Consider the following 25,125-nt stretch of genomic DNA (forward strand, 5'->3'; position numbering starts at 1 on the left):
GCTGTCACCTGCCGTTTGCCTGGTGCTCAGCGCCGCGATGCGGTTCGCTCATCGCAGCCACCTACACACAGTGGTGTGCGATGCAGCGTCTTCGGCACTGGGTATCTGGGTGCCACCCACGCCGTCGGTATGGCGCAACTGGGACACGAGGTCGTCGGGGTCGATATCGATCCCGGTAAGGTCGCCAAGCTCGCCGGGGGTGACATTCCGTTCTACGAACCCGGCCTGCGAAAGCTGTTGACTGATAACCTGGCTGCCGGCCGCTTGCGGTTCACCACCGACTACGACATGGCGGCCGATTTCGCCGACGTGCATTTCCTGGGGGTCGGCACGCCGCAAAAGATAGGCGAATATGGCGCCGACCTGCGGCATGTCCACGCCGTCATCGATGCGCTGGTGCCGCGTCTGGTCAGGGCGTCGATTCTGGTCGGCAAGTCGACAGTCCCAGTGGGCACCGCAGCCGAACTGGGACATCGGGCCGGTGCACTGGCACCCCGGGGAGTCGACGTGGAAATTGCCTGGAATCCGGAATTCCTGCGCGAGGGCTTCGCGGTGCACGACACCCTCAACCCCGACCGTATCGTCCTTGGGGTACAAGATGATTCGACGCGCGCCGAGGTAGCCGTCCGCGAGCTGTACGCGCCGCTGCTGGCAGCGGGCGTGCCGTTTCTGGTGACCGATCTGCAGACCGCGGAGTTGGTCAAGGTATCCGCCAATGCCTTTCTGGCGACCAAGATTTCGTTTATCAATGCGATCTCCGAAGTGTGCGAGGCGGCGGGTGCCGACGTTAGCCAGCTGGCCGATGCGCTCGGATACGACCCGCGGATCGGACGCCAATGCCTCAACGCGGGCTTGGGTTTCGGCGGCGGCTGCTTGCCCAAGGACATCCGCGCTTTCATGGCCCGCGCCGGCGAACTGGGAGCCGACCAGGCGTTGACGTTCCTGCGTGAAGTGGACAGCATCAACATGCGCCGGCGCACCAAGATGGTGGAACTGGCCACCACCGCATGCGGTGGCTCGTTGCTGGGCGCCAATATTGCGGTGCTCGGCGCGGCGTTCAAACCCGAATCCGATGACGTGCGCGATTCGCCCGCCCTCAATGTGGCGGGCCAGCTGCAGCTCAACGGCGCCACGGTCCACGTGTACGATCCAAAGGCCTTGGACAACGCCCACCGACTGTTCCCTACCTTGAACTATGCGGTTTCGGTTGCGGAGGCCTGCGAGCGCGCGGACGCCGTGTTGGTGCTTACCGAATGGCGGGAGTTCATCGATCTCGAACCCGCTGATCTAGCCAACCGGGTGCGGGCCCGGGTGATCGTGGACGGCCGCAACTGCCTCGACGTGACCCGCTGGCGGCGGGCAGGCTGGCGGGTGTTCCGGCTGGGAGTGCCGCGATTAGGGCACTGACCGGCGCAGCCAGCGCAAGTACTCTCGGTCACCGAGCAGTTCCAGACGACGCCACAGCACGGGGTTGTCGGCGGACTGGGTGAAATGGCAGCCGATAGCGGCTAGCTGTCGGCTGCGGTCAACCTCGATCATGATGTCGAGGTGACCGTGACCGCGCCCCCCGAAGGAGGCGCTGAACTCGGCGTTGAGCCGATCGGCGATCGGTTGGGGCAGTGCCCAGGCCAATACGGGGATACTGGGTGTCGAAGCCGCCGCGAGCGCAGCTTCGGTTGCGCGACGGTGGTCGGGGTGGCCTGTTACGCCGTTGTCGTCGAACACGAGTAGCAGGTCTGCTCCGGCGAGGGCATCCACCACGCGTTGCGTCAGCTCGTTGAGCGGGATCTGCGCTAGACCGTTATCCGGGTATGCGAGTAGTTGCACATGATCGACACCCAGGACCTGTGCCGCAGCGGCGAGTTCCTCCCGGCGCACCTCACCGAGGTTTCGGTCGGTCCGGCCGAGTGTGGAGGCCTCGCCGTGGGTGAAGCACAATCCTCGCAGCCGCGTTCCCTGCGCCGTGAAATCACCCAATACCGCCCCGAGCCCGAAGGACTCGTCGTCCGGATGGGCGAACACAGCAAGCACTTCGTGTGCGCAGGGGAGACGGTTGCAGCTGTTCATCGATTCACCGTCCGGAGGATCCGTGCGCGCGGGTGGACAGCCGCCGCATATTATGTAGTTCCAATGAGCAATGGAATTATATTCCCAAGGATGACTGGAAATGGCTGGACAGTCCGATCGTAAGGCGGCGTTGTTGGACCAGGTAGCGCGCGTGGGCAAGGCGCTGGCCAATGGGCGGCGATTGCAAATCCTGGACTTGCTCGCCCAAGGTGAGCGCGCGGTAGAAGCGATCGCGACGGCGACCGGGATGAACCTGACCACGGCATCGGCGAATCTGCAGGCGCTGAAGAGCGGCGGGCTGGTCGAGGCTCGCCGCGAGGGGACCCGGCAGTACTACCGGATTGCTGGGGAAGACGTGGCAAGGCTGTTCGCGCTGGTGCAAGTGGTTGCCGACGAGCATCTGGCCGACGTGGCGGTCGCGGCCGCAGACGTGCTCGGTTCGCCGGAGGATGCGATCACCCGTGCGGAGCTGCTGCGGCGGCGCGAAGCCGGCGAGGTCACCCTGGTCGACGTGCGACCGCACGAGGAATACCAGGCCGGCCATATCCCGGGCGCCATCAATATCCCGATAGCCGAACTGGCCGACCGGCTCGCCGAACTAACTGGCGACCGCGACATTGTCGCCTACTGTCGTGGTGCCTACTGCGTCATGGCCCCCGATGCCGTCCGCATCGCGCGCGACGCGGGGCGGGAGGTGAAACGCCTCGACGACGGAATGCTCGAATGGCGATTGGCCGGACTGCCGGTCGACGAGGGTGCACCGGTCGGGCATGGGGATTGATCGCCCGTGGGGCCGAAGGGAAGTCTACGTTTGGTGAAGCGGCAGCCAGAACTGCTCGTTGCCCAGCATGAACACTGGCAGGACACCTACCGAGCGCATCCGGTGCTGTACGGAACCCGCCCGTCAGAGCCGGGGGTATATGCCGCCGAGGTGTTCAATGCCGACGGCGTGCAGCGGGTGCTGGAGTTGGCGGCCGGTCATGGGCGTGACACCCTGTATTTCGCTGGCTAGGGCTTCACGGTGGTGGCCACCGATTTCAGCGACGTTGCCGTCGCGCAACTTCGCCGAAGTGCCCAAGCGCGCGGGGTCTCCGCGCGGGTGCAACCGATTGTGCACGATCTGCGCCAGCCTCTGCCCGTCAAAACCGGTTCCATTGACGGCGCCTTTGCACACATGGCGTTGTGTATGGCGTTGTCCACCAGCGAAATTCATGCAGTCGTTGCCGAGGTCGGCCGGGTGTTGAGGCCGGGTGGAAAGTTCATCTACACCGTTCGGCATACCGGCGATGCGCACTACGGCGCCGGGCAGGCCCACGGTGACGACATCTTCGAGTGCGCAGGGTTCGCAGTGCACTTCTTCCGCCGTGAGCTGGTAGCGCGCCTGGCTACCGGTTGGGTACTCGAGGAGGTACACGATTTCGAGGAAGGTGAGCTGCCCCGGCGGCTATGGCGGGTCACTGTCACCAAGCCCGCCTAGCCGGCGCTGTGGGATCAGCCGCAGGTGTGCACCGTGTTTGGGGACGGTGGTGATGTTGCGCACCAACGGAGTCTCGCCTTTGGACGGGCCGGCGGCGGTGATGGTGAAGCGGCGGAAAATCTCTTGCAGGATGACCGCTCCCTCGGTGAGGGCGAACCCGAAGCCGAGGCATCGGCGCACACCGCCGCCGAATGGCAGCCAGGTGTTGGGTGCCACGCTGCCGTCAAGGAACCGGCTAGGACGAAACTCTGTGGGTTTGGGGTGCGATACCTCGCTGGCGTGGGCCAACAGGATCGACGTGTTGACCACCGTCCCCGCTGGCAGTCGCCAACCACCGATCTCTGCCGGCGCGGTGACCTTGCGAGCGGTAGAAGCGATGACGGTGTGTCGGCGCATTCCTTCCTTGAGGACGGCCTCCAAGAATCCGTCGTCACCGCCGACGGCAGCCCAGACTACTTGGCTTTGGATTTCCGGAGCATGGGCAAGTTCCCACAACGTCCAGGACAGGGCGGCGGCGGTTGTCTCATGACCGGCCAGCAGCAACGTGATGAGCTGGTCGCGAAGCTCGGCATCGGTCAGCGGCTTAGTAGGCGTGTCCTTGGTTTGCAAAAGTCTGGATAGCACGTCGGTTCGGGCGGTGAGATCGGAATCGATACGGCGGGAGGCGATCTCGCGGTAGAGGATCTCGTCTATCTTGGTTTGGTTATGGAAGAAGCGCTTCCAGGGATTCATCCGCTTGAGCGACGGGTACGGAACGCCCGCGAGAATCGCGGGATGGATGTTTATGATCTGTTGCAGCCGACTAGTCAACTCGGCCTTGACTTTTGGGTCAGTGACCCCGAAAACGACCCGCAGGATGATGTCGAGGGTGAGCGCATTCATGTGGTCAAGACTGTTGATCGTTGCGTGGGGCCGCCAGCGCGTGATGTGTTCACGCGCAACGGAGGCGATCATGTCGCGGTATCCGCGCAGCGCGGCGCGGGTGAACGCGGGCATGAGCAGCGATCGCATCCGCGCGTGTTCGGCTTCGTCGGTCATCAATACCGAGTGCTCGCCCATGACAAAACCAAGGATGTGGTTGCCTTCGCCCGCGTGCAGCGACCTCGGGTCGGCCGCGAAGATCTCTTTGATGTGTTCGGGGCGGGTATAGACCACGAGGTTGTCGGCATATGGGGGCACCCGCAAGGAGAACACGTCGCCGTACTTGCGATGCATCGCTGGCAGGAACCATTCCCGAAACCTCAGGTACAGCACGCTCTGCAGGTAGCGGGGTAGCCGCGGCCCGGGTGGCAGGCCCGTCGTCAACGTGCTTGCCATGGCGGCTCCCTTCTGATAATCAAATGTTTGATGTAAACGAATGCTTATCACGATAGGATGCAGCTGTGCAACAGCAACGCACAAACCGCGACAAACTGCTCGACGGCGCTCTGGCTTGTTTACGAGAACGCGGCTACGGCAACACCAGCTCGCGCGACATCGCTCGTGCGGCAGGGGTGAACATCGCGTCGATCAACTACCACTTCGGTAGCAAGGACGCGCTGCTCGACGATGCGCTCGGCCGGTGCTTTTCGACGTGGAACCAGCGTGTCCAGGAGGCATTCGATCACTCCCGCGCCGCCGGTCCGGCCGGGCAGATCCTGGCGGTACTCGAAGCCACCGTCGATTCGTTCGAGCAGATCCGCCCCGCCGTGTATGCGTGTGTGGAGTCATACGCTCCGGCGTTGCGCTCAGAGGCCTTGCGGGAGCGCCTGGCCGCCGGATATGCCGACGTTCGGCAGCATTCGGTCGATCTGGCTGGCGCTGCGCTTGCCGGTACCGACATAGCACCGCCGGAGAACCTGTCGACCATCGTCTCGGTGTTGATGGCGGTCATCGATGGCCTCATGATCCAGTGGATCGCCGATCCGTCCGCCACCCCGCGATCGACCGAGGTAATCCGAGCGCTTGCCAGCATCGGCGCGGTCGTCACGTCGCAGTTGCGGTGAACCACACGGTCGCCGGATGGTCTGCACTGCGCTTGATGCCGACGTCGATGAAGCCGGCAGCGCCAAGCCACGCGGCGGTGTCGAGGGTGGGGGGCACGCGATAGATCGCGGGATCGAAACGGGCCGCCAGTGGTTGGTCATCGGATATCGATGTAAGGACGAGTCGACCCCCGGGCCGCAGGGCTCGAGCGATGTCGCAAAGGCTGGCGCGGGGATCGGGCCAGAAGTAAAAGTTGTGCACGCCGAGCACCTTGTCAAGGCTGTGGTCGGCAACCGGCAGGGTTACTCCATCGCCGTGATAAAGCGAGATCAGGCCGGCTGCAATGGCTTTCGCGTTGTGATGGGCCGCGATTGCGATCATGGTCGTCGACACCTCGACGCCGCTCACTTGCGCGCCGGCGGCGGCGAGCAGCCCAAGGGTTCGGCCGGGGCCAAAGCCGATCTCGCAAACCCGCTCGCCCGGGCCGGGCGCGAGCAGCTCGACGGCGATGCGATTGACGTCGGCGGTCTCGGCTCGCCAGATCCGTCCCAGTAGGCGGCCGAACGCGCCTGTTGGCCGGGCAGCCTGACTGGATAGGTACCGTCGGGCCGGATGTGTGAGGCGCATGGGGACGACCTTTCGGTTGCAAGCGGTTAGTCCGAAGAAGCTGTGGTGGCCCGAACGACAAACTCGGCGAGGGTCGCAGCGATCGCATCGTCATCGATCACGCCAGGTTGCACGATCGACCAAGGCTCCGGTGACGGGTCGAAGTGAAGATGCACCGCCCACAACGCGCACAACTCGACGATGGTCCGGGCCACCATCGGTGCCGGCCCGGGCAGGATCAGAAGGCCGGCGCGCTCGCGGTGCACTAGGTATGCCTGGACCGCATCGACTTGGGCGTTCCGGCCGGTGCCGAACCAAACCTCGGCGAGGTCGGGTAGCTCGGGGGCACAGCGGTCGACCAGTTTGAGCGCGATCCGGTGCCGGGCCAGGCGGCTGTAGAGGTCGGTGACGATACCGGCGAGTTCTGCTCGCGCGTCTCCAGTCGTCGCACCCGGCGGCAAAGTCGCTCGCAACGCGTGCGTGAGCCGCATGTCGGTGACCTCGCCAGCCAGTCGGGCCGACACCACAGCTGCGATCTCGCCCGCAACGGGAGCGGCCACCGGCAGTTCGGATGCCAGCGGAAGGGCTTCCTGAGCGTCGCCGTAGCGCACCGCCGCCGCGAACAGCGCAGCCTTGCCCTGGGCGTAGCCATACAGCGTGCCTTTGGCCAGGGCGAGTGCGTCGGCCACGTCCTGCACCTGGGTGCGCTGGTAACCGTGGGCGATGAACACCCGCGCCGACGCGGCGACAATCGCGGAAAACCGGTCCGCGGGAATGCTGCGGGCCATGGGCCGATAATAGTTTGACTGACTCGGTCAGTCACCCCAAGACCTTGCGCAAGACTGCGGCGGAATCTAATATTCCAAAGATATATGGAACTCGATGCGAAGGAATCAGGCTCATGAGCAAGACGGTTCTCATCCTTGGCGCGGGTGTCGGCGGCCTGACCACCGCCGACACCCTCCGTCAACTGCTACCACCTGAGGATCGAATCATATTGGTGGACAGGAGCTTTGACGGGACGCTGGGCTTGTCGTTGCTATGGGTGTTGCGGGGCTGGCGGCGGCCTGACGACGTCCGCGTCCGCCCCACCGCGGCGTCGCTGCCCGGTGTGGAAATGGTTACTGCAACCGTCGCCCACATTGACATCGCGGCCCAGGTAGTGCACACCGACAACAGCGTCATCGGCTATGACGCGTTGGTGATCGCATTAGGTGCGGCGCTGAACACCGACGCCGTTCCCGGACTGTCGGACGCGCTCGACGCCGACGTCGCGGGCCAGTTCTACACCCTGGACGGCGCGGCTGAGCTGCGTGCGAAGGTCGAGGCGCTCGAGCATGGCCGGATCGCTGTGGCTATCGCCGGGGTGCCGTTCAAATGCCCAGCCGCACCGTTCGAAGCGGCGTTTCTGATCGCCGCCCAACTCGGTGACCGCTACGCCACCGGAACCGTACAGATCGACACGTTCACGCCTGACCCGCTGCCGATGCCCGTTGCAGGTCCCGAGGTCGGCGAGGCTTTGGTCTCGATGCTCAAGGATCACGGTGTCGGCTTCCATCCTCGCAAGGCCCTAGCTCGCGTCGATGAGGCCGCAAGGACGATGCACTTCGGTGACGGCACGTCCGAACCGTTCGATCTGCTTGCCGTGGTCCCCCCGCACGTGCCCTCCGCCGCGGCGCGGTCAGCGGGTCTCAGCGAATCCGGGTGGATACCCGTGGACCCGCGCACCCTGTCCACTAGCGCCGACAACGTGTGGGCCATCGGCGATGCGACCGTGCTGACGCTGCCGAATGGCAAACCGCTGCCCAAGGCTGCCGTGTTCGCCGAAGCCCAGGCCGCAGTTGTCGCCCACGGCGTCGCCCGCCATCTCGGTTACGACGTAGCTGAGCGCCACTTCACCGGCACGGGCGCCTGCTACGTCGAGACCGGTGATCACCAGGCAGCCAAGGGCGACGGCGATTTCTTCGCTCCGTCGGCGCCCTCGGTGACGCTGTACCCGCCGTCGCGGGAGTTTCACGAGGAGAAGGTCGCACAAGAACTGGCCTGGCTGACCCGCTGGAAGACGTGACACGCCGGTGGGCGCGGCCCCCTACCACGGCTCCTACCGGCGCCCCTGAAACACCAGACTGTGGATAACCGCTGTTGCGCAAGCCTGCTAGTAGCCTCGCCAAGGTGGACTACTCGTCGGCATACCTGGAGCAGACCCACGCCTTCGGCGAACTGATCCGCAACGTCGATCAATCCACCCCGGTGCCGACCTGCCCGGGCTGGAGCCTGGGTCAACTATTCCGCCACGTCGGGCGCGGGGACCGCTGGGCGGCGCAGATTGTCCGCGATCGACTCGACCATTTCCTCGATCCACGCAGCGTCGAGGGCGGTAAGCCACCGCCGGACCCCGACGACGCGATCTCCTGGCTGTACGGCGGGGCGCGGCTGCTGGTCGACGCTGTGGAACAAACGGGTGTGGAAACGCCGGTGTGGACCTTCCTCGGACCGCGCCCGGCGGGCTGGTGGGTTCGGCGGCGGCTACACGAGGTCGCAGTGCACCGCGCCGACGTGGCGATCACCGTCGGGGGCGAATTCACACTGGAACCGAACGTGGCAGCCGACGGGATCAGCGAATTCCTGGAGCGCATAGCGGTCCAGGCCGGCAGCGGCGGCACGCCATTACCGCTCGAAGACGACGACACCTTACATCTGCACGCCACCGATCCGGGGCTTCTTGAAGCCGGCGAATGGACGGTTCGTCGCGACGAGCGCGGCGTCACCTGGTCGCATCGGCACGGAAAGGGTGCCGTGGCACTGCGTGGCGGCGCCACCGAGCTGCTGCTGGCGATGGTGCGCCGACTCTCGGTTGCCGACACCGGCATCGAGCTGTTGGGGGATGCCGGGGTATGGCAAAAATGGCTGGATCGCACGCCGCTGTAGCCGCCGCACACGGTAACTTTCAGACCATGACCACATCGGAGATCGCTACCGTGCTGGCCTGGCACGACGCCCTCAATGCCGCCGACATTGAGACCCTCGTGGCGTTGTCTACTGACGACATCGACATCGGTGACGCGCACGGGGCTGTACAGGGCCACGATGCGCTGCGCGGGTGGGCCAGCTCGCTCACCACAACCGCAGAACTTGGCCGCATGTACGTGCACCACGGAGTCGTGGTCGTCGAACAAAAGATCACCAGCGGCGAAGATCCGGGCATCGCCAGGACCGGCGCCGCGGCGTTCCGTGTGGTCCAAGACCACGTCGCATCGGTTTTCCGGCACGAAGACTTGGCGTCGGCGCTGGCGGCCACCGAACTCACCGAGGACGATTTGGTCGATTGAGGTCGGCGAACGGCAGTTAGGAGCCAGTTATGCGCGGGATCATCTTGGCCGGCGGTTCGGGCACCCGGCTGTACCCGATCACCATGGGGATCAGCAAGCAGCTGCTGCCGGTCTACGACAAACCGATGATCTACTACCCGCTCACCACGCTGATGATGGCTGGGATCCGAGACATTCAGTTGATCACCACCCCGCATGACGCGCCCGGCTTTCATCGACTCCTGGGCGACGGCGCGCACTTGGGAGTGAACATCAGCTACGCCACCCAGGATCAGCCTGACGGTCTGGCGCAGGCGTTCGTCATTGGCGCCAACCACATCGGCGCCGATTCGGTGGCATTGGTGTTGGGGGACAACATCTTCTACGGCCCAGGTCTGGGGACCAGCCTGAAGCGCTTCCAATCCATCAGTGGTGGAGCAATTTTCGCCTATTGGGTAGCCAACCCGTCGGCCTATGGTGTCGTTGAGTTCGGCGCCGAGGGCATGGCGCTGTCTCTGGAGGAGAAGCCGGTGACCCCGAAGTCGAATTACGCGGTGCCGGGCCTGTATTTCTATGACAACGATGTGATCGAAATCGCCAGGGGTTTAAAGAAATCAGCGCGCGGGGAGTACGAGATCACCGAGGTCAACCAGGTCTACCTCAATCAGGGTAGGTTGGCGGTCGAGGTGCTGGCCCGCGGGACAGCGTGGCTGGACACCGGGACATTCGACTCGCTGCTGGACGCCGCCGATTTCGTCCGGACCCTGGAGCGTCGGCAGGGCCTGAAGGTCAGCATCCCCGAAGAAGTGGCGTGGCGCATGGGCTGGATCGACGACGAGCAGCTGGTGCAGCGAGCCCGTGCTCTGGTCAAGTCCGGATATGGTAACTACCTGCTGGAGTTGTTGGAGCGCAACTGATTTCGGCGGGTTATTGTCGGTGATTATGGAACCCCCTGGTAGCCCGTCCTGGATGAGCAGCCCACCGGACCAGCCATTGCCGAACAGCCCGCCGTTGGCGCCGTTGGCGATCAGCGGGCCCCAACAGCGCCTGGGTCGGCGCATCGGCGGTGGTCTCGGCGCTGGCACACGAGCCCGCACCCACGTTCAGGTTCTGTGCAAACTGGCCATGGAACGCCGCCGCCTGATTGTTGAGGGAGTGATGCCGCCGACCGTGTGCGGAAATCAGTGCCGCGACGGCCGCCGACACCTCGTCTTCGGCCGCCGCCAGCACGCGGGTCTTGTGGCGCTTCGGCGGGAAGTTGCTGATCCGAGATGCTGGCGGCTGGTTTCCTTGTGGTGGCCTGGGCCGGGTGGTGGCGCACAGTGGGCCCGGTGGGGTCGCGGCCGGCCGGGCAAGAACGCTGCGCCCTGGCCGGGCCATGAGCGGAGCCGGCAAGCTCGACGGCGCCCGGCATGCGCGGTGCAAGAACCCCATGGACCGCACCGAGTGCCGTGCTCGCCCTCGGCGGCTACCGAGCCGGTGTCTCCCTAGTCATCCACGTTATCCACAGCGCCTTGGGTTACCGGGCGCCGGTCGGGTAGCGATGGTAGTATCGAAAGTATGTTCGATCAGGTGCGGGGGCGCATGCCTTCACCGGAGGCGATCGCTCATTTTGATGAGCGGTTTGAATGCCATGCTCCGCGGACCACGAGGGTGTCGGCGGCGTTCATCGATCGGATCTGCTCGGCGACTCGGGCCGAAAACCGGGCCGCTGCGGCGCAGTTGGTGGCGTTGGGGGAGTTGTTCGCCTATCGGTGGTCGCGTTGCGGGGGCCGCGAGGAGTGGGTGATGGACACCATGGCGGCGGTGGCCGCCGAGGTGGCGGCGGCGTTGCGGATCAGTCAGGGTCTGGCGGCCAGCCGGTTGCGGTATGCGCGGGCGATGCGTGAGCGGCTGCCTAAGACGGCTGAGGTGTTTAGCGCCGGCGACATCGGCTATCTGATGTTTGCCACGATTGTGTATCGCACCGACTTGATCGTTGACCCTGATGTTTTGGCGGCGGTGGATGCGCAGTTGGCCGCCAATGTGGCGCGTTGGCCCTCGATGACCAAGGCCCGCCTGGCTGGGCAGGTCGATAAGATCGTGGCGCGTGCCGATGCCGATGCGGTGCGGCGGCGCAAGGAGTATCAGGCCCAGCGCCAGTTCTGGGTCGGGGAAAGCCAAGACGGTGTGTGCCAGATCGGTGGCAGCCTGTTGGCCGTCGACGCACACGCCCTCGATGCGCGGTTGAGCGCGTTGGCGGGCACCGTGTGTGAGCACGATCCGCGCAGCCGTGAGCAGCGCCGCGCGGACGCGTTGGGGGCGTTGGCGGGCGGGGCCGATCGGCTGGGCTGTGGCTGTGGGCGCGCTGATTGTGCGGCCGGGAAGCGGCCTGCGGCCCCGCCGGTGGTGATTCACCTGATCGCCGAGGCGGCCACGATCAATGGCACGGGCTCGGCGCCGGCATCGCAGATGAACGCCGACGGGCTGATCACCGCCGAACTGGTGGCCGAGCTGGCCAAGACGGCCACGCTGGTGCCGCTGGTTCATCCCGGCGATGCGCCGCCCGAGCCGGGGTATGCGCCGTCGAAAGCGCTCGCCGATTTCGTTCGCTGCCGGGATCTGACGTGTCGCTGGCCCGGCTGTGATGAGCCCGCCACCAATTGCGACCTGGATCATACGATCCCGTATGCCGCTGGTGGGCCCACCCATGCGTCGAACCTGAAATGTTACTGCCGTACCCATCACCTGGTGAAAACGTTTTGGGGATGGCGTGATCAACAGCTACCCGACGGCACCCTGATTTTGACCTCCCCGTCCGGGCATACCTATGTCAGCACCCCGGGCAGTGCGCTGCTGTTCCCCAGCTTGTGCCACTTCAGCGGCGGCATCCCGGCACCGGAAGCCGACCCACCCTACGACCATTGCGACCAGCGCACAGCGATGATGCCCAAACGCCGGCGCACCCGCGCCCAAGACCGGGCCTATCGCATCGCCACCGAACGTCGACAAAACCACGCCGCCCGCCAGCGCGCCCAGGTGCTCACCCAGACCGCCGCGGCCACCGACACCCACGGCCCACCACCGGATCCCAACGACGACCCACCGCCGTTTTGATGTGGAACGGCCTGTCAAGTGGCCGATTAGTGCTTGTTGCCTCGGGGTTGTTTGGGGTTTCTGGCTTTGATCCGATGACGGGACCCTGCGGCGCTCCCTCGACGCCGCCGCGCCGGCTTAAGGGCGCCCGGCCGCGCTGCCACCCCCAGGGCATCACGTGCGTCGGCTGCTATTGCCGGTAACTGACCAGGAAGTTACCCAGCCGCTCGATGGCGGCCGCCAGATCGCGGGACCATGGCAGCGTCACCAGGCGCAGATGATCCGGTGCGGGCCAGTTGAACCCGGTGCCCTGGGTGACCAGGATCTTCTCCGACAGCAGCAGATCGAGCACGAGTTGCTCGTCGTCGTCGATGTCGTAGACCTCGGGGTCTAGCCGGGGAAACGCATACAGCGCGCCCGCCGGTTTGACGCACGACACCCCCGGGATCTCGTTGAGCTTGGTCCAGGCGATGTCGCGCTGCTCGAGCAGCCGGCCGCCGGGCAGCACCAGGTCCTCGATGCTCTGATGGCCGCCCAGTGCAACCTGAATGGCATGCTGGGCCGGGACATTTGGGCACAACCGCATATTGGCCAGCAGGCCGATGCCCTCGATGAAGCTGCTGGCGTGCTCCTTGGGTCCGGTGATCGCCAGCCAGCCGGCCCGGTATCCGGCGACGCGGTAGGCCTTCGACAGCCCATTGAAGGTCAGGCACAACATATCCGGGGCGATCGATGCCAGGCTGATGTGCTTGGCGTCGTCGTAGAGGATTTTGTCGTAGATTTCGTCCGCCAACAGCAGCAGTTGATGCTTGCGGGCCAGATCGACCATCTGGGTGAGGATTTCGCAGCTGTACACCGCGCCGGTTGGGTTGTTGGGGTTGATCACGACCAGCGCCTTGGTGCGCTCGGTGATCTTGGATTCCAGGTCGGCGATATCGGGCTGCCAGCCTTGGGTCTCATCGCACAGGTAGTGGACCGGAGTGCCGCCAGCCAGCGAGGTCGACGCCGTCCACAGCGGGTAGTCCGGTGATGGAATCAGCACCTGATCGCCGTTGTCCAGCAGGGCTTGCAGCGTCATCGTGATCAGCTCGGAGACCCCGTTACCCAGGTAGACGTCGTCCACGTCGAATCGGGGAAATCCGGGCACCAGCTCGTAGCGCGTGACCACCGCACGCCGGGCCGACAGGATGCCCTGCGAGTCGGAGTACCCCTGCGCGTAGGGCAGCGCCTGGATGATATCGCGCATGATCACGTCGGGTGCTTCGAAGCCGAACGGCGCCGGGTTGCCGATGTTGAGTTTGAGGATGCGGTGACCTTCGGCTTCGAGCCGCGCGGCGTGCTGGTGCACCGGGCCGCGGATCTCGTACAGGACGTCCTGCAGCTTGGCCGACTGAGCGAAGGCGCGCTGCCGCTGATGGCTGGCGGTGTGCCAGGGCAGCTGGTGGGTTGTCACGTCCACAATGGTGCCATCGTTGTCCACTGGAATTTGCTGTCAGGTGCCAAATCGTGATCAGCGTTTGCCCGGTGGACGGGCCCCGCGCGCAATGCCCAGCCCTTTCACCGGCGCGGCCGGTGCAGCCGGATCACCGTCGGTTTGCGGCTTTGGCGGTGCGGCGGGCTCCGGTTGCGGCTTTGCTTCGGGTTGCGGCTGGGCTGCTGGCTCGGCGAGCCCAGGAGCCGGGGGAGGTGTCTTTTTCGCCCCGGGCCGCTTGGCGCCGGCGGCAATACCCAGCCCTTTAACGGGCGCGGCGGGCGCAGCCGGGGCCGCGGGCGTTGGGGCCGCTTTCTTGGCGCCAGGCCGCTTGGCGCCGGCGGCCATGCCGAGGCCTTTCACGGGTGCTGCGGGAGCGGCCGGCGCTGGCGCCTGTGGTGCCTCGGCGGGTGCCTCCACGGGCGTCACCGGTGCGGCAGCCTTAGGAGCGGCTTTCGGGGCGCGCTCCTGAGCCTGTTTGGCGGCCGTACCCTTGGCCGGCAGCTGCGCCTTGTCGTGGTCTAGTGATCCGAGTAGCACCTGGGCCACGTCGAGCACCTCGACGCCGCTGCGGCCGGCTTCTTCCTGCCGATCGTTCACACCGTCGGTGACCATCACCCGGCAGAATGGGCACGCGGTGGCGATTGCGGTGGCATCGGTGGCCAGCGCCTCATCGACGCGTTCATGGTTGATCCGCTTGCCGATGTGTTCTTCCATCCACATGCGGGCGCCGCCTGCGCCGCAACAAAAGCTGCGGTCGGCATGGCGCGGCATCTCGGTCAGGCTGGCCCCCGCGGCACCGATCAGCTCCCGTGGTGCCTCGTAGGCCTTGTTGTGCCGACCCAGGTAGCACGGGTCGTGGTAGGTGATGTCCTGAGAAACCGGAGTGACAGGGACCAGCCTCTTGTCGCGCACCAACCGATTGAGCAGCTGGGTGTGGTGCAGCACGGTGTAGTTGGCGCCCAGCTGCCGATATTCCTTGCCGATGGTGTTGAAGCAGTGCGGGCAGGTGACAACGATCTTGCGGTCGACGGTCTCCACACCCTCGAACAAACCGTCCAGGGTCTCGACGGCCTGTTGTGCCAGCTGCTGGAAGAGGAACTCGTTGCCGGAGCGGCGCGCCGAGTCGCCGTTGCAGGTTTCCCCAGCGCCCAGCACCAAGTATTTCACCCTGGCGACGGCGAGCAGCTCGGCGACGGCCTTGGTGGTCTTCTTGGCCTTGTCGTCGTAGGCGCCCGCACAACCCACCCAGAACAGGTACTCGTAGCCGTCGAAGCTGTCGACGTCCTGGCCGTACACGGGGACGTCGAAGTCAACCTCGTCGATCCAGTTGGTGCGATCTGAGGCGTTCTGACCCCACGGGTTGCCCTTGGTCTCCAGGTTCTTGAACAGCACCGACAGCTCGGAGGGGAACTCCGACTCCATCATCACCTGGTAGCGGCGCATATCGACGATGTGATCGACATGTTCGATATCCACCGGGCACTGCTCGACGCAGGCACCACAGGTCACACATGACCACAAGACGTCGGGATCGATAACGCCACCCTGTTCCTCGGTGCCGACCAGCGGGCGAGTCGCCTGCTCCGGTCCATGCCCGGGCACTCGACCGAACCCCGATTCCGGCACGTGATGATGCTCTTGGTGACCGGCCTCGCCGCCCGCGCTGGCATCCTTTTGGCCCAGGATGTAGGGCGCCTTGGCCATCCAATGGTCGCGCAGGTCCATGATGACCAGCTTGGGCGACAACGGTTTGCCGGTGTTCCAGGCCGGGCATTGCGACTGACAGCGTCCGCACTCGGTGCAGGTAGCGAAGTCGAGCATCCCCTTCCAGGTGAAGTCTTCGATCTTGCCGCGGCCGAATACGGCATCCTCGCTGGGATTCTCGAAGTCGATTGGTTTGCCATCGGCTTCGAGCGGCAACAGCGGGCCCAGCCCATCCGGCAGCCGTTTGAACGTGACGTTAATGGGCGCCAGGAAGATGTGCAGGTGCTTGGAATGCAAAACGAGGATCAGGAACGCAAGCATGACCCCGATGTGCAGCAACAGCGCTGTGGTTTCGATGATTTCGTTGGCGGGCTGCCCGAGGGGGCGAAGAATCGCGCCGAATAGCTGCGATAGGAAGGCCCCGTTGCCGTAGGGCAGGGTGCCGTTGTTGACCGCTGAGCCGCGGACCAACACGTAGGTCCAGATGACGTTGAAGATCATCAACAGGACGAGCCACGCGCCGCCGTTGTGCGATCCGTAGAACCGGGAGCTCCGACCGATCTCGCGGGGGTTGCGCAGGATACGGATGATGGCGAAGGTCGTGATACCGAGAAAGACGGCGGTGGCAAAGAAGTCCTGCAGGAAGCCCAACGCGTCCCACCGGCCGATGACCGGGATGTGGAATCTCTCCTCGAACAGCAGGCCGTAAGCCTCGATATAGACGGTGAGCAGGATGAAGAAGCCCCACATGGTGAAAAAGTGCGCCAGGCCCGGGATCGACCATTTCAACAGTCGGCGCTGCCCTAGAACCTCGGAGATCTGGGTCCAGATGCGGGTGCCGAGGTTGTCGGTTCGCCCGCTGGCCGGCTGCCCGGACATGACCAGCTTGTAAAGCCACCAGACTCGCCGCAGAGCGAACACCCCCACCACCGCGGTCATGCTCATGCCCAGTATCAGCCTGATGAGCGTTTGCGTGGTCACGGAAGGTCACCCCAATTCGTAGCACTCAATGGAACCCCTGCATAACCTGCTCATCCTGACATCTGTGCGACTTTCGCCGCGAGAAAGGCTGTCCTAACCTACCGGTCGTCAACGCCTCTCATCTGCGGTTAAGCTCTCCGGGGCCAGCATGGCCCGCAGCATCGACAACATCTCCGACCGGGAGCCAGCGCCCAGCCGCTGGCGTATCCGGGCGACGTGGTGCTCGACCGTCTTCGCTGAGATGAACAGCCGGGCGCCAATGTCGCGATAGGGCATGCCCAGTAGCAGTAGCTCGGCGACTTCGCGTTCGCGATCGGATAGCGGCGAGCCCGCCGGTGGCTGGCGCGGTGCCGGCGGGGTACCGGAAGCTGGTTCCGTGTCGCCGGCCCCGCTGGGGGGCTCGCCGAAATCGTTGCCCAGCTTAAGATCCCGTGCCAACTGCAGCATGGCACCGGACACCCGTGCGTCGGATGTTTGCAATGCGGCCTGACCTGCCAGTCGGGTCGCATCCGACGTCAGGCCGACGTGTGACAGGGACCGCGCCGCCGCGGTGACCTCGTCGGCGTCGACGTTTTCGGCCAGGACCCGCAGCCAGGTGCGACCGGCATCCGACAGGGCCTGCGCGAGCGTGCTGTGGGCGACCATTGCACCGAGGGCCTGTCCGTGCGGTGCCACCGATTCCGGCGAATTGGCGAGGATTCCAGCGTGCACTCCAGCCCAATGCAGTGAGTTCGACCACAGGGCGGGGTTGCCCAGCGAATCCAGCAGCGTGAGCGCCTGATCCAGGGTGTGTTGTAGCTGGTCAACCTGGCGCATTCGGGCGGCCGCGACCCACAGTTCACCAAGTGGCAGCAGGGCGAACAGATCGAGCGAATACTCGGCCAGCGCTTCCATCGCCGCATACCAATGCTGTTGCAGCGCACCGATATCGCCGGTGCGACGCGAGATCGCGGTTTGCAGTGCCGCGGCCCACAACGCGTCGCGCCGGTGCAGGTGCGTGCCGGCGCTGGCCGCCGCGACGTCCGCGCTTGCCGACGGCAATTGCCCCTCTTGCATTTTGATCCAGCCGGAAAGCAGCAGGTGCCGACGCTGGAACAGCGGGTCGGCGCCGGCTCGCACGGCACGCCCGATCACACTGCGGGCGCGGACCGGATCGCCGGCGTGTATCGCGGCCAAGGTAACCAGCGCTGCCGGGCTGTCCGGAATGACTTGGCTGAGCGATTGTTCGGTGGCAATGGCTTGGCCCAGTTTTGCCATCGCGACCGGATACGGCTGATCCATGGTCAGCAGCAGCCCCTCGGCGAGGTTGCGCGCGCAACGCGCTGCCATCGTCGGTGGACCGGCATCCTTGAGTCGCAGGGTGGCACGCGCCGTCGCCAGGTCGCCGTTCGCGGCGAACACGATCGTGGCGGCCGAGCTCACCATCGTGTCCGGGTGTGGGCCCAGCCAGCCGAACAACTCGGCTGCGTGTCCCGTGTTGCCGTCGTGGACCGCGACGCTGGCCGCAACCCGCACCGCGGCAGCGCGTTCGGTGGCATCCGGGGAGCTGAGCAGATCGTCGGCTAGTGTTGCCGCGGCCGTACAGTCGCCGGTGCGGGCCAGTGCGTCGGCCAGGCGGACCGTCAATCCTTTGGCGCCGGCATGGACCGCGGCGCGGTACAGCCGTGCGCAACGGACCGAAGCGTCGCGGGTGTCCGCGGCGTACCGCGTGAGGATGTCCGCCAGCCGCTCGTCGCGCAGCCCGTGTTCGGCCAGTCGCAGCGCTAGCTCCGCCGACACCGGCGAGATATCGAGTTGTGAGCGTAACAGCGAGGTTTCGACCTCGTGGTGGTGTGCATTGCCGACGATCTGAGCGATCGCATCATGGACTGACTGCAGAAACGCCGCGGTGTGTGACGACTCGATCAGTCCGCTGGCGTGCGCACGATCGACCAATCCGCGGGCATCCGTTACCGAAATCCCAAGTGCAGCAGCTACATCGCTGACCCCTAGCTCGTGGGTTAGCGACATCATGAGCAGGGTGTCCAGAGTGGGTTCGTCGAGGCGGCGCAGCCGCTCGATGAGGGCCACCTTGGCCGCTTGCGCGGGAGCCTGTGCCCTGGCGGAAACCGCATGAATGAGGAACGGCAGTCCCGCGGTGCAATCTCGCAGGTGCTCGGCAACCGGAAGTGGACCGAGCGAGATTCGTGGCCGGTCCCGTTCGAGCGCCATCGTCAGGGCTCGTAGTGCCCGGTGGTGCTCGCGGGCTTCCGCGGCCGCCACCACCGTCAGCCGTGAATCGGCCACGCGCTCGGTGAGCCGGAGCAATTCGGTATCGGTGAGCAACTGGGCGTCGTCGATGACGAGCGCGGTCTCCGGCGGTTCGCCGTCTGGCGGCGGGCATGCCAGCACGGTGAGTCCCGAGCGGCGCAGTGTGTCGCGGGCGGCAGCCAGAACGGTGGTCTTGCCCGTTCCGATGCCCCCGGTGATCAGGACCTTGACCGGTACCGTCGGGGCATTCGCGAGTTCCAGGAGGGCACGGCGTGCTGCCGGCGGGACCTCGGTGAGGGAATCGGTCACCGATGCGTCGTATGCTTGGCCACGGTTCTTGCACCCCCTGTGCTGCACGGCTGGTCGGCGGCGGCTCCCTCACCATAGCCCCAGCCCGTCCCGCAGCCCCGCATTTCCCCTAATGCGGCCATCCCCTAACGGCGCCCCGGGGCCGGCGGGTTCCGCACCGAACACGGACGCGGCCTCAACCGATAGCATCGTGCTAACACGGGACTAACGGGGGTGGGGCAAGGAGGCGGGTAGTGGCAAACTCGTTGCTCGACTTTGTCATCTCGCTTGTGCGCGACCCGGAAGCGGCCGCACGTTACGCCGCGAACCCCGAGCGGTCGATCGCCGAAGCTCACCTTACCGACGTGACCAGAGCGGATGTGAACAGCCTGATCCCGGTGGTGTCGGATTCGTTGTCGATGTCCGAACCCATCGGAGCCGCTGGCGGGGCACACGCTGGCGATCGTGGCAACGTTTGGGCGAGCGGCGCGGCCACGGCTGCGCTTGATGCGTTCGCCCCACACGCCGATGCGGGTGTTGTCCAACAGCACGGTGCGGTCGGCAGCGTTCTCAACCAGCCGACCCCACCCGGACCGGGCGTGACACCCACCGATCCGCGCCCCTTCCGAGCCGGTCCACATGAGACGTCGGCGCTGCTCACGAGCGCTGAAATACCCGACACGACCAGCGAGGACGGGGGATTGCCGACAGACCATCCGGCTGTCTGGAACCACCCGGTCGTTGACCCACATACCGTCGAGCCCGATCATCACGGCTACGACATCCACGGATAAGTTCCGGACCGGCGTAGGGGTGCCCCATTTCCCCTAATCCCCTAACGCGGCGGCCAGGCCGATCCCGATAGGTGTTTGGCCGGCTTGCGGATCAGACCCCGATTTCGGGGTGAGGCGGAATCCATAGCGTCGATGGCACAGCGCCGGTCACGCCGGCGAACAGCTTCTTCGATTGAAGGGAAATGAAGATGACCTCGCTTATCGATTACATCCTGAGCCTGTTCCGCAGCGAAGACGCCGCCCGGTCGTTCGTTGCCGCTCCGGGACGGGCCATGACCAGTGCCGGGCTGATCGATATCGCGCCGCACCAAATCTCATCGGTGGCGGCCAATGTGGTGCCGGGTCTGAATCTGGGTGCCGGCGACCCCATGAGCGGATTGCGGCAGGCCGTCGCCGCTCGGCATGGCTTTGCGCAGGACGTCGCCAATGTCGGCTTCGCCGGTGACGCGGGCGCGGGGGTGGCAAGCGTCATCACGACCGATGTCGGTGCGGGCCTGGCTAGCGGACTGGGTGCTGGGTTCCTGGGTCAGGGTGGCCTGGCTCTCGCCGCGTCAAGCGGTGGTTTCGGCGGTCAGGTCGGCTTGGCTGCCCAGGTCGGTCTGGGTTTTACTGCCGTGATTGAGGCCGAGGTCGGCGCTCAGGTTGGTGCTGGGTTAGGTATTGGGACGGGTCTGGGTGCTCAGGCCGGTATGGGCTTTGGCGGCGGGGTTGGCCTGGGTCTGGGTGGTCAGGCCGGCGGTGTGATCGGTGGGAGCGCGGCCGGGGCTATCGGTGCCGGCGTCGGCGGTCGCCTAGGCGGCAATGGCCAGATCGGAGTTGCCGGCCAGGGTGCCGTTGGCGCTGGTGTCGGCGCTGGTGTCGGCGGCCAGGCGGGCATCGCTAGCCAGATCGGTGTCTCAGCCGGTGGTGGGCTCGGCGGCGTCGGCAATGTCAGCGGCCTGACCGGGGTCAGCAGCAACGCAGTGTTGGCTTCCAACGCAAGCGGCCAGGCGGGGTTGATCGCCAGTGAAGGCGCTGCCTTGAACGGCGCTGCTATGCCTCATCTGTCGGGCCCGTTAGCCGGTGTCGGTGTGGGTGGTCAGGCCGGCGCCGCTGGCGGCGCCGGGTTGGGCTTCGGAGCGGTCGGGCACCCGACTCCTCAGCCGGCGGCCCTGGGCGCGGCTGGCGTGGTGGCCAAGACCGAGGCGGCTGCTGGAGTGGTTGGCGGGGTCGGCGGGGCAACCGCGGCCGGGGTCGGCGGGGCACACGGCGACATCCTGGGCCACGAGGGAGCCGCACTGGGCAGTGTCGACACGGTCAACGCCGGTGTCACGCCCGTCGAGCATGGCTTGGTCCTGCCCAGTGGCCCCCTGATCCACGGCGGTACCGGCGGCTATGGCGGCATGAACCCGCCAGTGACCGATGCGCCGGCACCGCAAGTTCCGGCGCGGGCCCAGCCGATGACCACGGCGGCCGAGCACACGCCGGCGGTTACCCAACCGCAGCACACGCCGGTCGAGCCGCCGGTCCACGATAAGCCGCCGAGCCATTCGGTGTTTGACGTCGGTCACGAGCCGCCGGTGACGCACACGCCGCCGGCGCCCATCGAACTGCCGTCGTACGGCCTTTTCGGACTACCCGGGTTCTGATTCGCGAGCCGATTTCACGAACCGGTGGGGACGTTCATGGTCCCCGCCGGTTTGTGCGCATACCGTGATCTGAGGCGTAAACGAGCGAGAAAGTGGGGCGACACGGTGACCCAGCCCGATGACCCACGTCGGGTCGGTGTGATCGTCGAACTGATCGATCACACTATCGCCATCGCCAAACTGAACGAGCGTGGTGATCTAGTACAGCGGTTGACGCGGGCTCGCCAGCGGATCACCGACCCGCAGGTCCGTGTGGTGATCGCCGGGCTGCTCAAACAGGGCAAGAGTCAATTGCTCAATTCGTTGCTCAACCTGCCCGCGGCGCGAGTAGGCGATGACGAGGCCACCGTGGTGATCACCGTCGTAAGCTACAGCGCCCAACCGTCGGCCCGGCTTGTGCTGGCCGCCGGGCCCGACGGGACAACCGCAGCGGTTGACATTCCCGTCGATGACATCAGCACCGATGTGCGTCGGGCTCCGCACGCCGGTGGCCGCGAGGTGTTGCGGGTCGAGGTCGGCGCGCCCAGCCCGCTGCTGCGGGGCGGGCTGGCGTTTATCGATACTCCGGGTGTGGGCGGCCTCGGACAGCCCCACCTGTCGGCGACGCTGGGGCTGCTACCCGAGGCCGATGCCGTCTTGGTGGTCAGCGACACCAGCCAGGAATTCACCGAACCCGAGATGTGGTTCGTGCGGCAGGCCCACCAGATCTGTCCGGTCGGGGCGGTCGTGGCCACCAAGACCGACCTGTATCCGCGCTGGCGGGAGATCGTCAATGCCAATGCAGCACATCTGCAGCGGGCCCGGGTTCCGATGCCGATCATCGCAGTCTCATCACTGTTGCGCAGCCACGCGGTCACGCTTAACGACAAAGAGCTCAACGAAGAGTCCAACTTTCCGGCGATCGTCAAGTTTCTCAGCGAGCAGGTGCTTTCCCGCGCGACGGAGCGAGTGCGTGCTGGGGTACTCGGCGAAATACGTTCGGCAACAGAGCAATTGGCGGTGTCTCTAGGTTCCGAACTATCGGTGGTCAACGACCCGAACCTCCGTGACCGACTTGCTTCGGATTTGGAGCGGCGCAAACGGGAAGCCCAGCAGGCGGTGCAACAGACAGCGCTGTGGCAGCAGGTGCTGGGCGACGGGTTCAACGACCTGACTGCTGACGTGGACCACGACCTACGAACCCGCTTCCGCACCGTCACCGAAGACGCCGAGCGCCAGATCGACTCCTGTGACCCGACTGCGCATTGGGCCGAGATTGGCAACGACGTCGAGAATGCGATCGCCACAGCGGTCGGCGACAACTTCGTGTGGGCATACCAGCGTTCCGAAGCGTTGGCCGACGACGTCGCTCGCTCCTTTGCCGACGCGGGGTTGGACTCGGTCCTGTCAGCAGAGCTGAGCCCCCACGTCATGGGCACCGACTTCGGCCGGCTCAAAGCGCTGGGCCGGATGGAATCGAAACCGCTGCGCCGGGGCCATAAAATGATTATCGGCATGCGGGGTTCCTATGGCGGCGTGGTCATGATTGGCATGCTGTCGTCGGTGGTCGGACTTGGGTTGTTCAACCCGCTATCGGTGGGGGCCGGGTTGATCCTCGGCCGGATGGCATATAAAGAGGACAAACAAAACCGGTTGCTGCGGGTGCGCAGCGAGGCCAAGGCCAATGTGCGGCGCTTCGTCGACGACATTTCGTTCGTCGTCAGCAAACAATCACGGGATCGGCTCAAGATGATCCAGCGTCTGCTGCGCGACCACTACCGCGAGATCGCCGAAGAGATCACCCGGTCGCTCACCGAGTCCCTGCAGGCGACCATCGCGGCGGCGCAGGTGGCGGAAACCGAGCGGGACAATCGAATTCGGGAACTTCAGCGGCAATTGGGTATCCTGAGCCAGGTCAACGACAACCTTGCCGGCTTGGAGCCAACCTTGACGCCCCGGGCGAGCTTGGGACGAGCGTGAGCACCAGCGACCGGGTCCGCGCGATTCTGCACGCAACCATCCAGGCCTACCGGGGTGCGCCGGCCTATCGTCAGCGTGGCGACGTTTTTTGCCAGCTGGACCGCATCGGTGCGCGCCTAGCCGAACCGCTGCGCATCGCGTTGGCTGGCACACTCAAGGCCGGAAAATCCACTCTCGTCAACGCCCTTGTCGGCGACGACATCGCTCCGACCGATGCCACCGAGGCCACCCGGATTGTGACCTGGTTCCGGCACGGTCCGACACCGCGGGTCACCGCCAACCATCGCGGCGGTCGACGCGCCAACGTGCCGATCACCCGTCGGGGCGGGCTGAGTTTCGACCTGCGCAGGATCAACCCGGCCGAGCTGATCGACCTGGAAGTCGAGTGGCCAGCCGAGGAACTCATCGACGCCACCATTGTTGACACCCCGGGAACGTCGTCGTTGGCATGCGATGCCTCCGAGCGCACGTTGCGGCTGCTGGTCCCCGCCGACGGGGTGCCTCGGGTGGATGCGGTGGTGTTCCTGTTGCGCACCCTGAACGCCGCTGACGTCGCGCTGCTCAAACAGATCGGTGGGCTGGTCGGCGGGTCGGTGGGAGCCCTGGGCATCATCGGGGTGGCGTCTCGCGCGGATGAGATCGGCGCGGGCCGCATCGACGCGATGCTCTCGGCCAACGACGTGGCCAAGCGGTTCACCCGCGAACTGAACCAGATGGGCATTTGCCAGGCGGTGGTGCCGGTATCCGGACTTCTTGCGCTGACCGCGCGCACACTGCGCCAGACCGAGTTCATCGCGCTGCGCAAGCTGGCCGGTGCCGAGCGCACCGAGCTCAATAGGGCCCTGCTGAGCGTGGACCGTTTTGTGCGCCGGGACAGTCCGCTACCGGTGGACGCGGGCATCCGTGCGCAATTGCTCGAGCGGTTCGGCATGTTCGGCATCCGGATGTCGATTGCCGTGCTGGCGGCCGGCGTGACCGATTCGACCGGGCTGGCCGCCGAACTGCTGGAGCGCAGCGGGCTGGTGGCGCTGCGCAATGTGATAGACCAGCAGTTCGCGCAGCGCTCCGACATGCTTAAGGCGCATACCGCCTTGGTCTCCTTGCGCCGATTCGTGCAGACGCATCCGGTGCCGGCGACCCCGTACGTCATTGCCGACATCGACCCGTTGCTAGCCGACACCCACGCCTTCGAAGAACTCCGAATGCTAAGCCTTTTGCCTTCGCGGGCAACGACATTGAACGACGACGAAATCGCGTCGCTGCGCCGCATCATCGGCGGGTCGGGCACCAGTGCCGCCGCTCGGCTGGGCCTGGATCCCGCGAATTCTCGCGAGGCCCCGCGCGCCGCGCTGGCCGCAGCGCAACACTGGCGTCGCCGTGCGGCGCATCCACTCAACGATCCGTTCACTACCAGGGCCTGTCGCGCGGCGGTGCGCAGCGCCGAGGCGATGGTGGCGGAGTTCTCTGCTCGCCGCTGACGCGTCAGGCCCTCGGGTGTCACAGTGGTGGGCGTGACTGGTGGCGCCAACGCAACGGTGATCAGCCACCG

General features: G+C 65.7%; 22 protein-coding genes. 14 read left to right on the forward strand and 8 right to left on the reverse strand.

Annotated features, from left to right (window positions below; genetic code table 11):
* Positions 1-75 precede the first annotated feature (75 nt).
* Positions 76-1,407, forward strand: coding sequence for a UDP-glucose 6-dehydrogenase UdgA (udgA, locus tag Rv0322; protein NP_214836.1), 1,332 nt, complete (start codon positions 76-78; stop codon positions 1,405-1,407).
* Here udgA and Rv0323c read toward each other — a convergent pair.
* Positions 1,396-2,067 carry a hypothetical protein gene (locus Rv0323c; protein ID NP_214837.1) on the reverse strand — a complete coding sequence of 224 codons (672 nt, stop codon included), beginning with the start codon at positions 2,065-2,067 and terminating at the stop codon, positions 1,396-1,398. The genes udgA and Rv0323c overlap by 12 nt on opposite strands.
* A gap of 100 nt (positions 2,068-2,167) precedes the next feature.
* Here Rv0323c and Rv0324 point away from each other — a divergent pair, with 100 nt between their 5' ends.
* Genes Rv0324 through Rv0326 form a run of 3 tightly spaced genes read left to right on the forward strand, consistent with a single transcriptional unit; the run spans position 2,168 to position 3,544 of the window.
* A complete protein-coding gene (locus tag Rv0324; RefSeq protein ID NP_214838.1) occupies positions 2,168-2,848 on the forward strand; it encodes a transcriptional regulator in 681 nt (226 codons plus the stop codon).
* Between the two features lie 6 nt (positions 2,849-2,854).
* Positions 2,855-3,079 (forward strand): hypothetical protein, encoded by a 225-nt coding sequence (locus Rv0325; RefSeq protein ID NP_214839.1) that lies wholly within the window; start codon positions 2,855-2,857, stop codon positions 3,077-3,079.
* A gap of 9 nt (positions 3,080-3,088) precedes the next feature.
* Complete coding sequence (locus Rv0326) at positions 3,089-3,544, forward strand: hypothetical protein (protein ID NP_214840.1); 456 nt, start codon at positions 3,089-3,091, stop codon at positions 3,542-3,544.
* Here the strand turns inward: Rv0326 and cyp135A1 are convergent.
* On the reverse strand, positions 3,512-4,861 hold the full coding sequence (gene cyp135A1 / locus Rv0327c; protein NP_214841.1) for a cytochrome P450 Cyp135A1: 1,350 nt from the start codon (positions 4,859-4,861) through the stop codon (positions 3,512-3,514). The two genes, Rv0326 and cyp135A1, sit on opposite strands and share 33 nt — an antisense overlap.
* A gap of 65 nt (positions 4,862-4,926) precedes the next feature.
* On the opposite strand from cyp135A1, the gene Rv0328 reads away from it, so the two are divergent.
* Complete coding sequence (locus Rv0328) at positions 4,927-5,529, forward strand: transcriptional regulator (protein NP_214842.1); 603 nt, start codon at positions 4,927-4,929, stop codon at positions 5,527-5,529.
* On the opposite strand, the gene Rv0329c is transcribed toward Rv0328, so the two are convergent.
* Positions 5,510-6,136, reverse strand: coding sequence for a hypothetical protein (locus tag Rv0329c; protein NP_214843.1), 627 nt, complete (start codon positions 6,134-6,136; stop codon positions 5,510-5,512). The genes Rv0328 and Rv0329c overlap by 20 nt on opposite strands.
* Positions 6,137-6,162: 26 nt before the next feature.
* Entirely contained in the window at positions 6,163-6,903 is a 741-nt protein-coding gene (locus Rv0330c; protein ID NP_214844.1) for a hypothetical protein, read from the reverse strand.
* Positions 6,904-7,016: 113 nt separating this feature from the next.
* Here Rv0330c and Rv0331 point away from each other — a divergent pair, with 113 nt between their 5' ends.
* The 4 genes from Rv0331 to rmlA all read left to right on the forward strand — a co-directional run bounded on the left by Rv0331 (position 7,017) and on the right by rmlA (position 10,340).
* Positions 7,017-8,183: a dehydrogenase/reductase gene (locus Rv0331; protein NP_214845.1), complete on the forward strand. Its 1,167-nt coding sequence runs from the start codon at positions 7,017-7,019 to the stop codon at positions 8,181-8,183.
* 74 nt (positions 8,184-8,257) lie between these two features.
* Complete coding sequence (locus tag Rv0332) at positions 8,258-9,043, forward strand: hypothetical protein (protein ID NP_214846.1); 786 nt, start codon at positions 8,258-8,260, stop codon at positions 9,041-9,043.
* Between the two features lie 26 nt (positions 9,044-9,069).
* Positions 9,070-9,444 carry a hypothetical protein gene (locus Rv0333; RefSeq protein ID NP_214847.1) on the forward strand — a complete coding sequence of 125 codons (375 nt, stop codon included), beginning with the start codon at positions 9,070-9,072 and terminating at the stop codon, positions 9,442-9,444.
* A 29-nt stretch (positions 9,445-9,473) separates the two neighbouring features.
* Positions 9,474-10,340 (forward strand): glucose-1-phosphate thymidylyltransferase, encoded by an 867-nt coding sequence (gene rmlA, locus Rv0334; protein ID NP_214848.1) that lies wholly within the window; start codon positions 9,474-9,476, stop codon positions 10,338-10,340.
* Positions 10,341-10,350: 10 nt separating this feature from the next.
* On the opposite strand, the gene PE6 is transcribed toward rmlA, so the two are convergent.
* Positions 10,351-10,866, reverse strand: coding sequence for a PE family protein PE6 (gene PE6 / locus Rv0335c; protein ID YP_177717.1), 516 nt, complete (start codon positions 10,864-10,866; stop codon positions 10,351-10,353).
* A 141-nt stretch (positions 10,867-11,007) separates the two neighbouring features.
* Between PE6 and Rv0336 the strand changes: the two genes are divergently transcribed.
* A complete protein-coding gene (locus Rv0336) occupies positions 11,008-12,519 on the forward strand; it encodes a hypothetical protein (RefSeq protein NP_214850.1) in 1,512 nt (503 codons plus the stop codon).
* A 169-nt stretch (positions 12,520-12,688) separates the two neighbouring features.
* Here the strand turns inward: Rv0336 and aspC are convergent, their stop codons facing one another.
* The 3 genes from aspC to Rv0339c all read right to left on the reverse strand — a co-directional run bounded on the left by aspC (position 12,689) and on the right by Rv0339c (position 19,264).
* Positions 12,689-13,978: an aspartate aminotransferase gene (aspC, locus tag Rv0337c; RefSeq protein NP_214851.1), complete on the reverse strand. Its 1,290-nt coding sequence runs from the start codon at positions 13,976-13,978 to the stop codon at positions 12,689-12,691.
* Positions 13,979-14,008: 30 nt separating this feature from the next.
* On the reverse strand, positions 14,009-16,657 hold the full coding sequence (locus Rv0338c) for an iron-sulfur-binding reductase (protein ID NP_214852.1): 2,649 nt from the start codon (positions 16,655-16,657) through the stop codon (positions 14,009-14,011).
* Positions 16,658-16,765: 108 nt separating this feature from the next.
* On the reverse strand, positions 16,766-19,264 hold the full coding sequence (locus Rv0339c) for a transcriptional regulator (RefSeq protein NP_214853.1): 2,499 nt from the start codon (positions 19,262-19,264) through the stop codon (positions 16,766-16,768).
* 185 nt (positions 19,265-19,449) lie between these two features.
* On the opposite strand from Rv0339c, the gene Rv0340 reads away from it, so the two are divergent.
* The 4 genes from Rv0340 (at position 19,450) to iniC (ending at position 25,054) form a co-directional block, all read left to right on the forward strand.
* Entirely contained in the window at positions 19,450-19,989 is a 540-nt protein-coding gene (locus Rv0340) for a hypothetical protein (protein ID NP_214854.1), read from the forward strand.
* 188 nt (positions 19,990-20,177) lie between these two features.
* Complete coding sequence (gene iniB / locus Rv0341) at positions 20,178-21,617, forward strand: isoniazid inducible protein IniB (protein ID NP_214855.1); 1,440 nt, start codon at positions 20,178-20,180, stop codon at positions 21,615-21,617.
* A gap of 36 nt (positions 21,618-21,653) precedes the next feature.
* Positions 21,654-23,576, forward strand: coding sequence for an isoniazid inductible protein IniA (iniA, locus tag Rv0342; RefSeq protein ID NP_214856.1), 1,923 nt, complete (start codon positions 21,654-21,656; stop codon positions 23,574-23,576).
* On the forward strand, positions 23,573-25,054 hold the full coding sequence (gene iniC / locus Rv0343) for an iIsoniazid inductible protein IniC (RefSeq protein ID NP_214857.1): 1,482 nt from the start codon (positions 23,573-23,575) through the stop codon (positions 25,052-25,054). Before iniA ends, iniC begins: the two co-directional genes overlap by 4 nt.
* Positions 25,055-25,125: the final 71 nt, after the last annotated feature.

Origin of the sequence: Mycobacterium tuberculosis H37Rv (genome assembly GCF_000195955.2) — a bacterium.
GTDB lineage: Bacteria > Actinomycetota > Actinomycetes > Mycobacteriales > Mycobacteriaceae > Mycobacterium > Mycobacterium tuberculosis.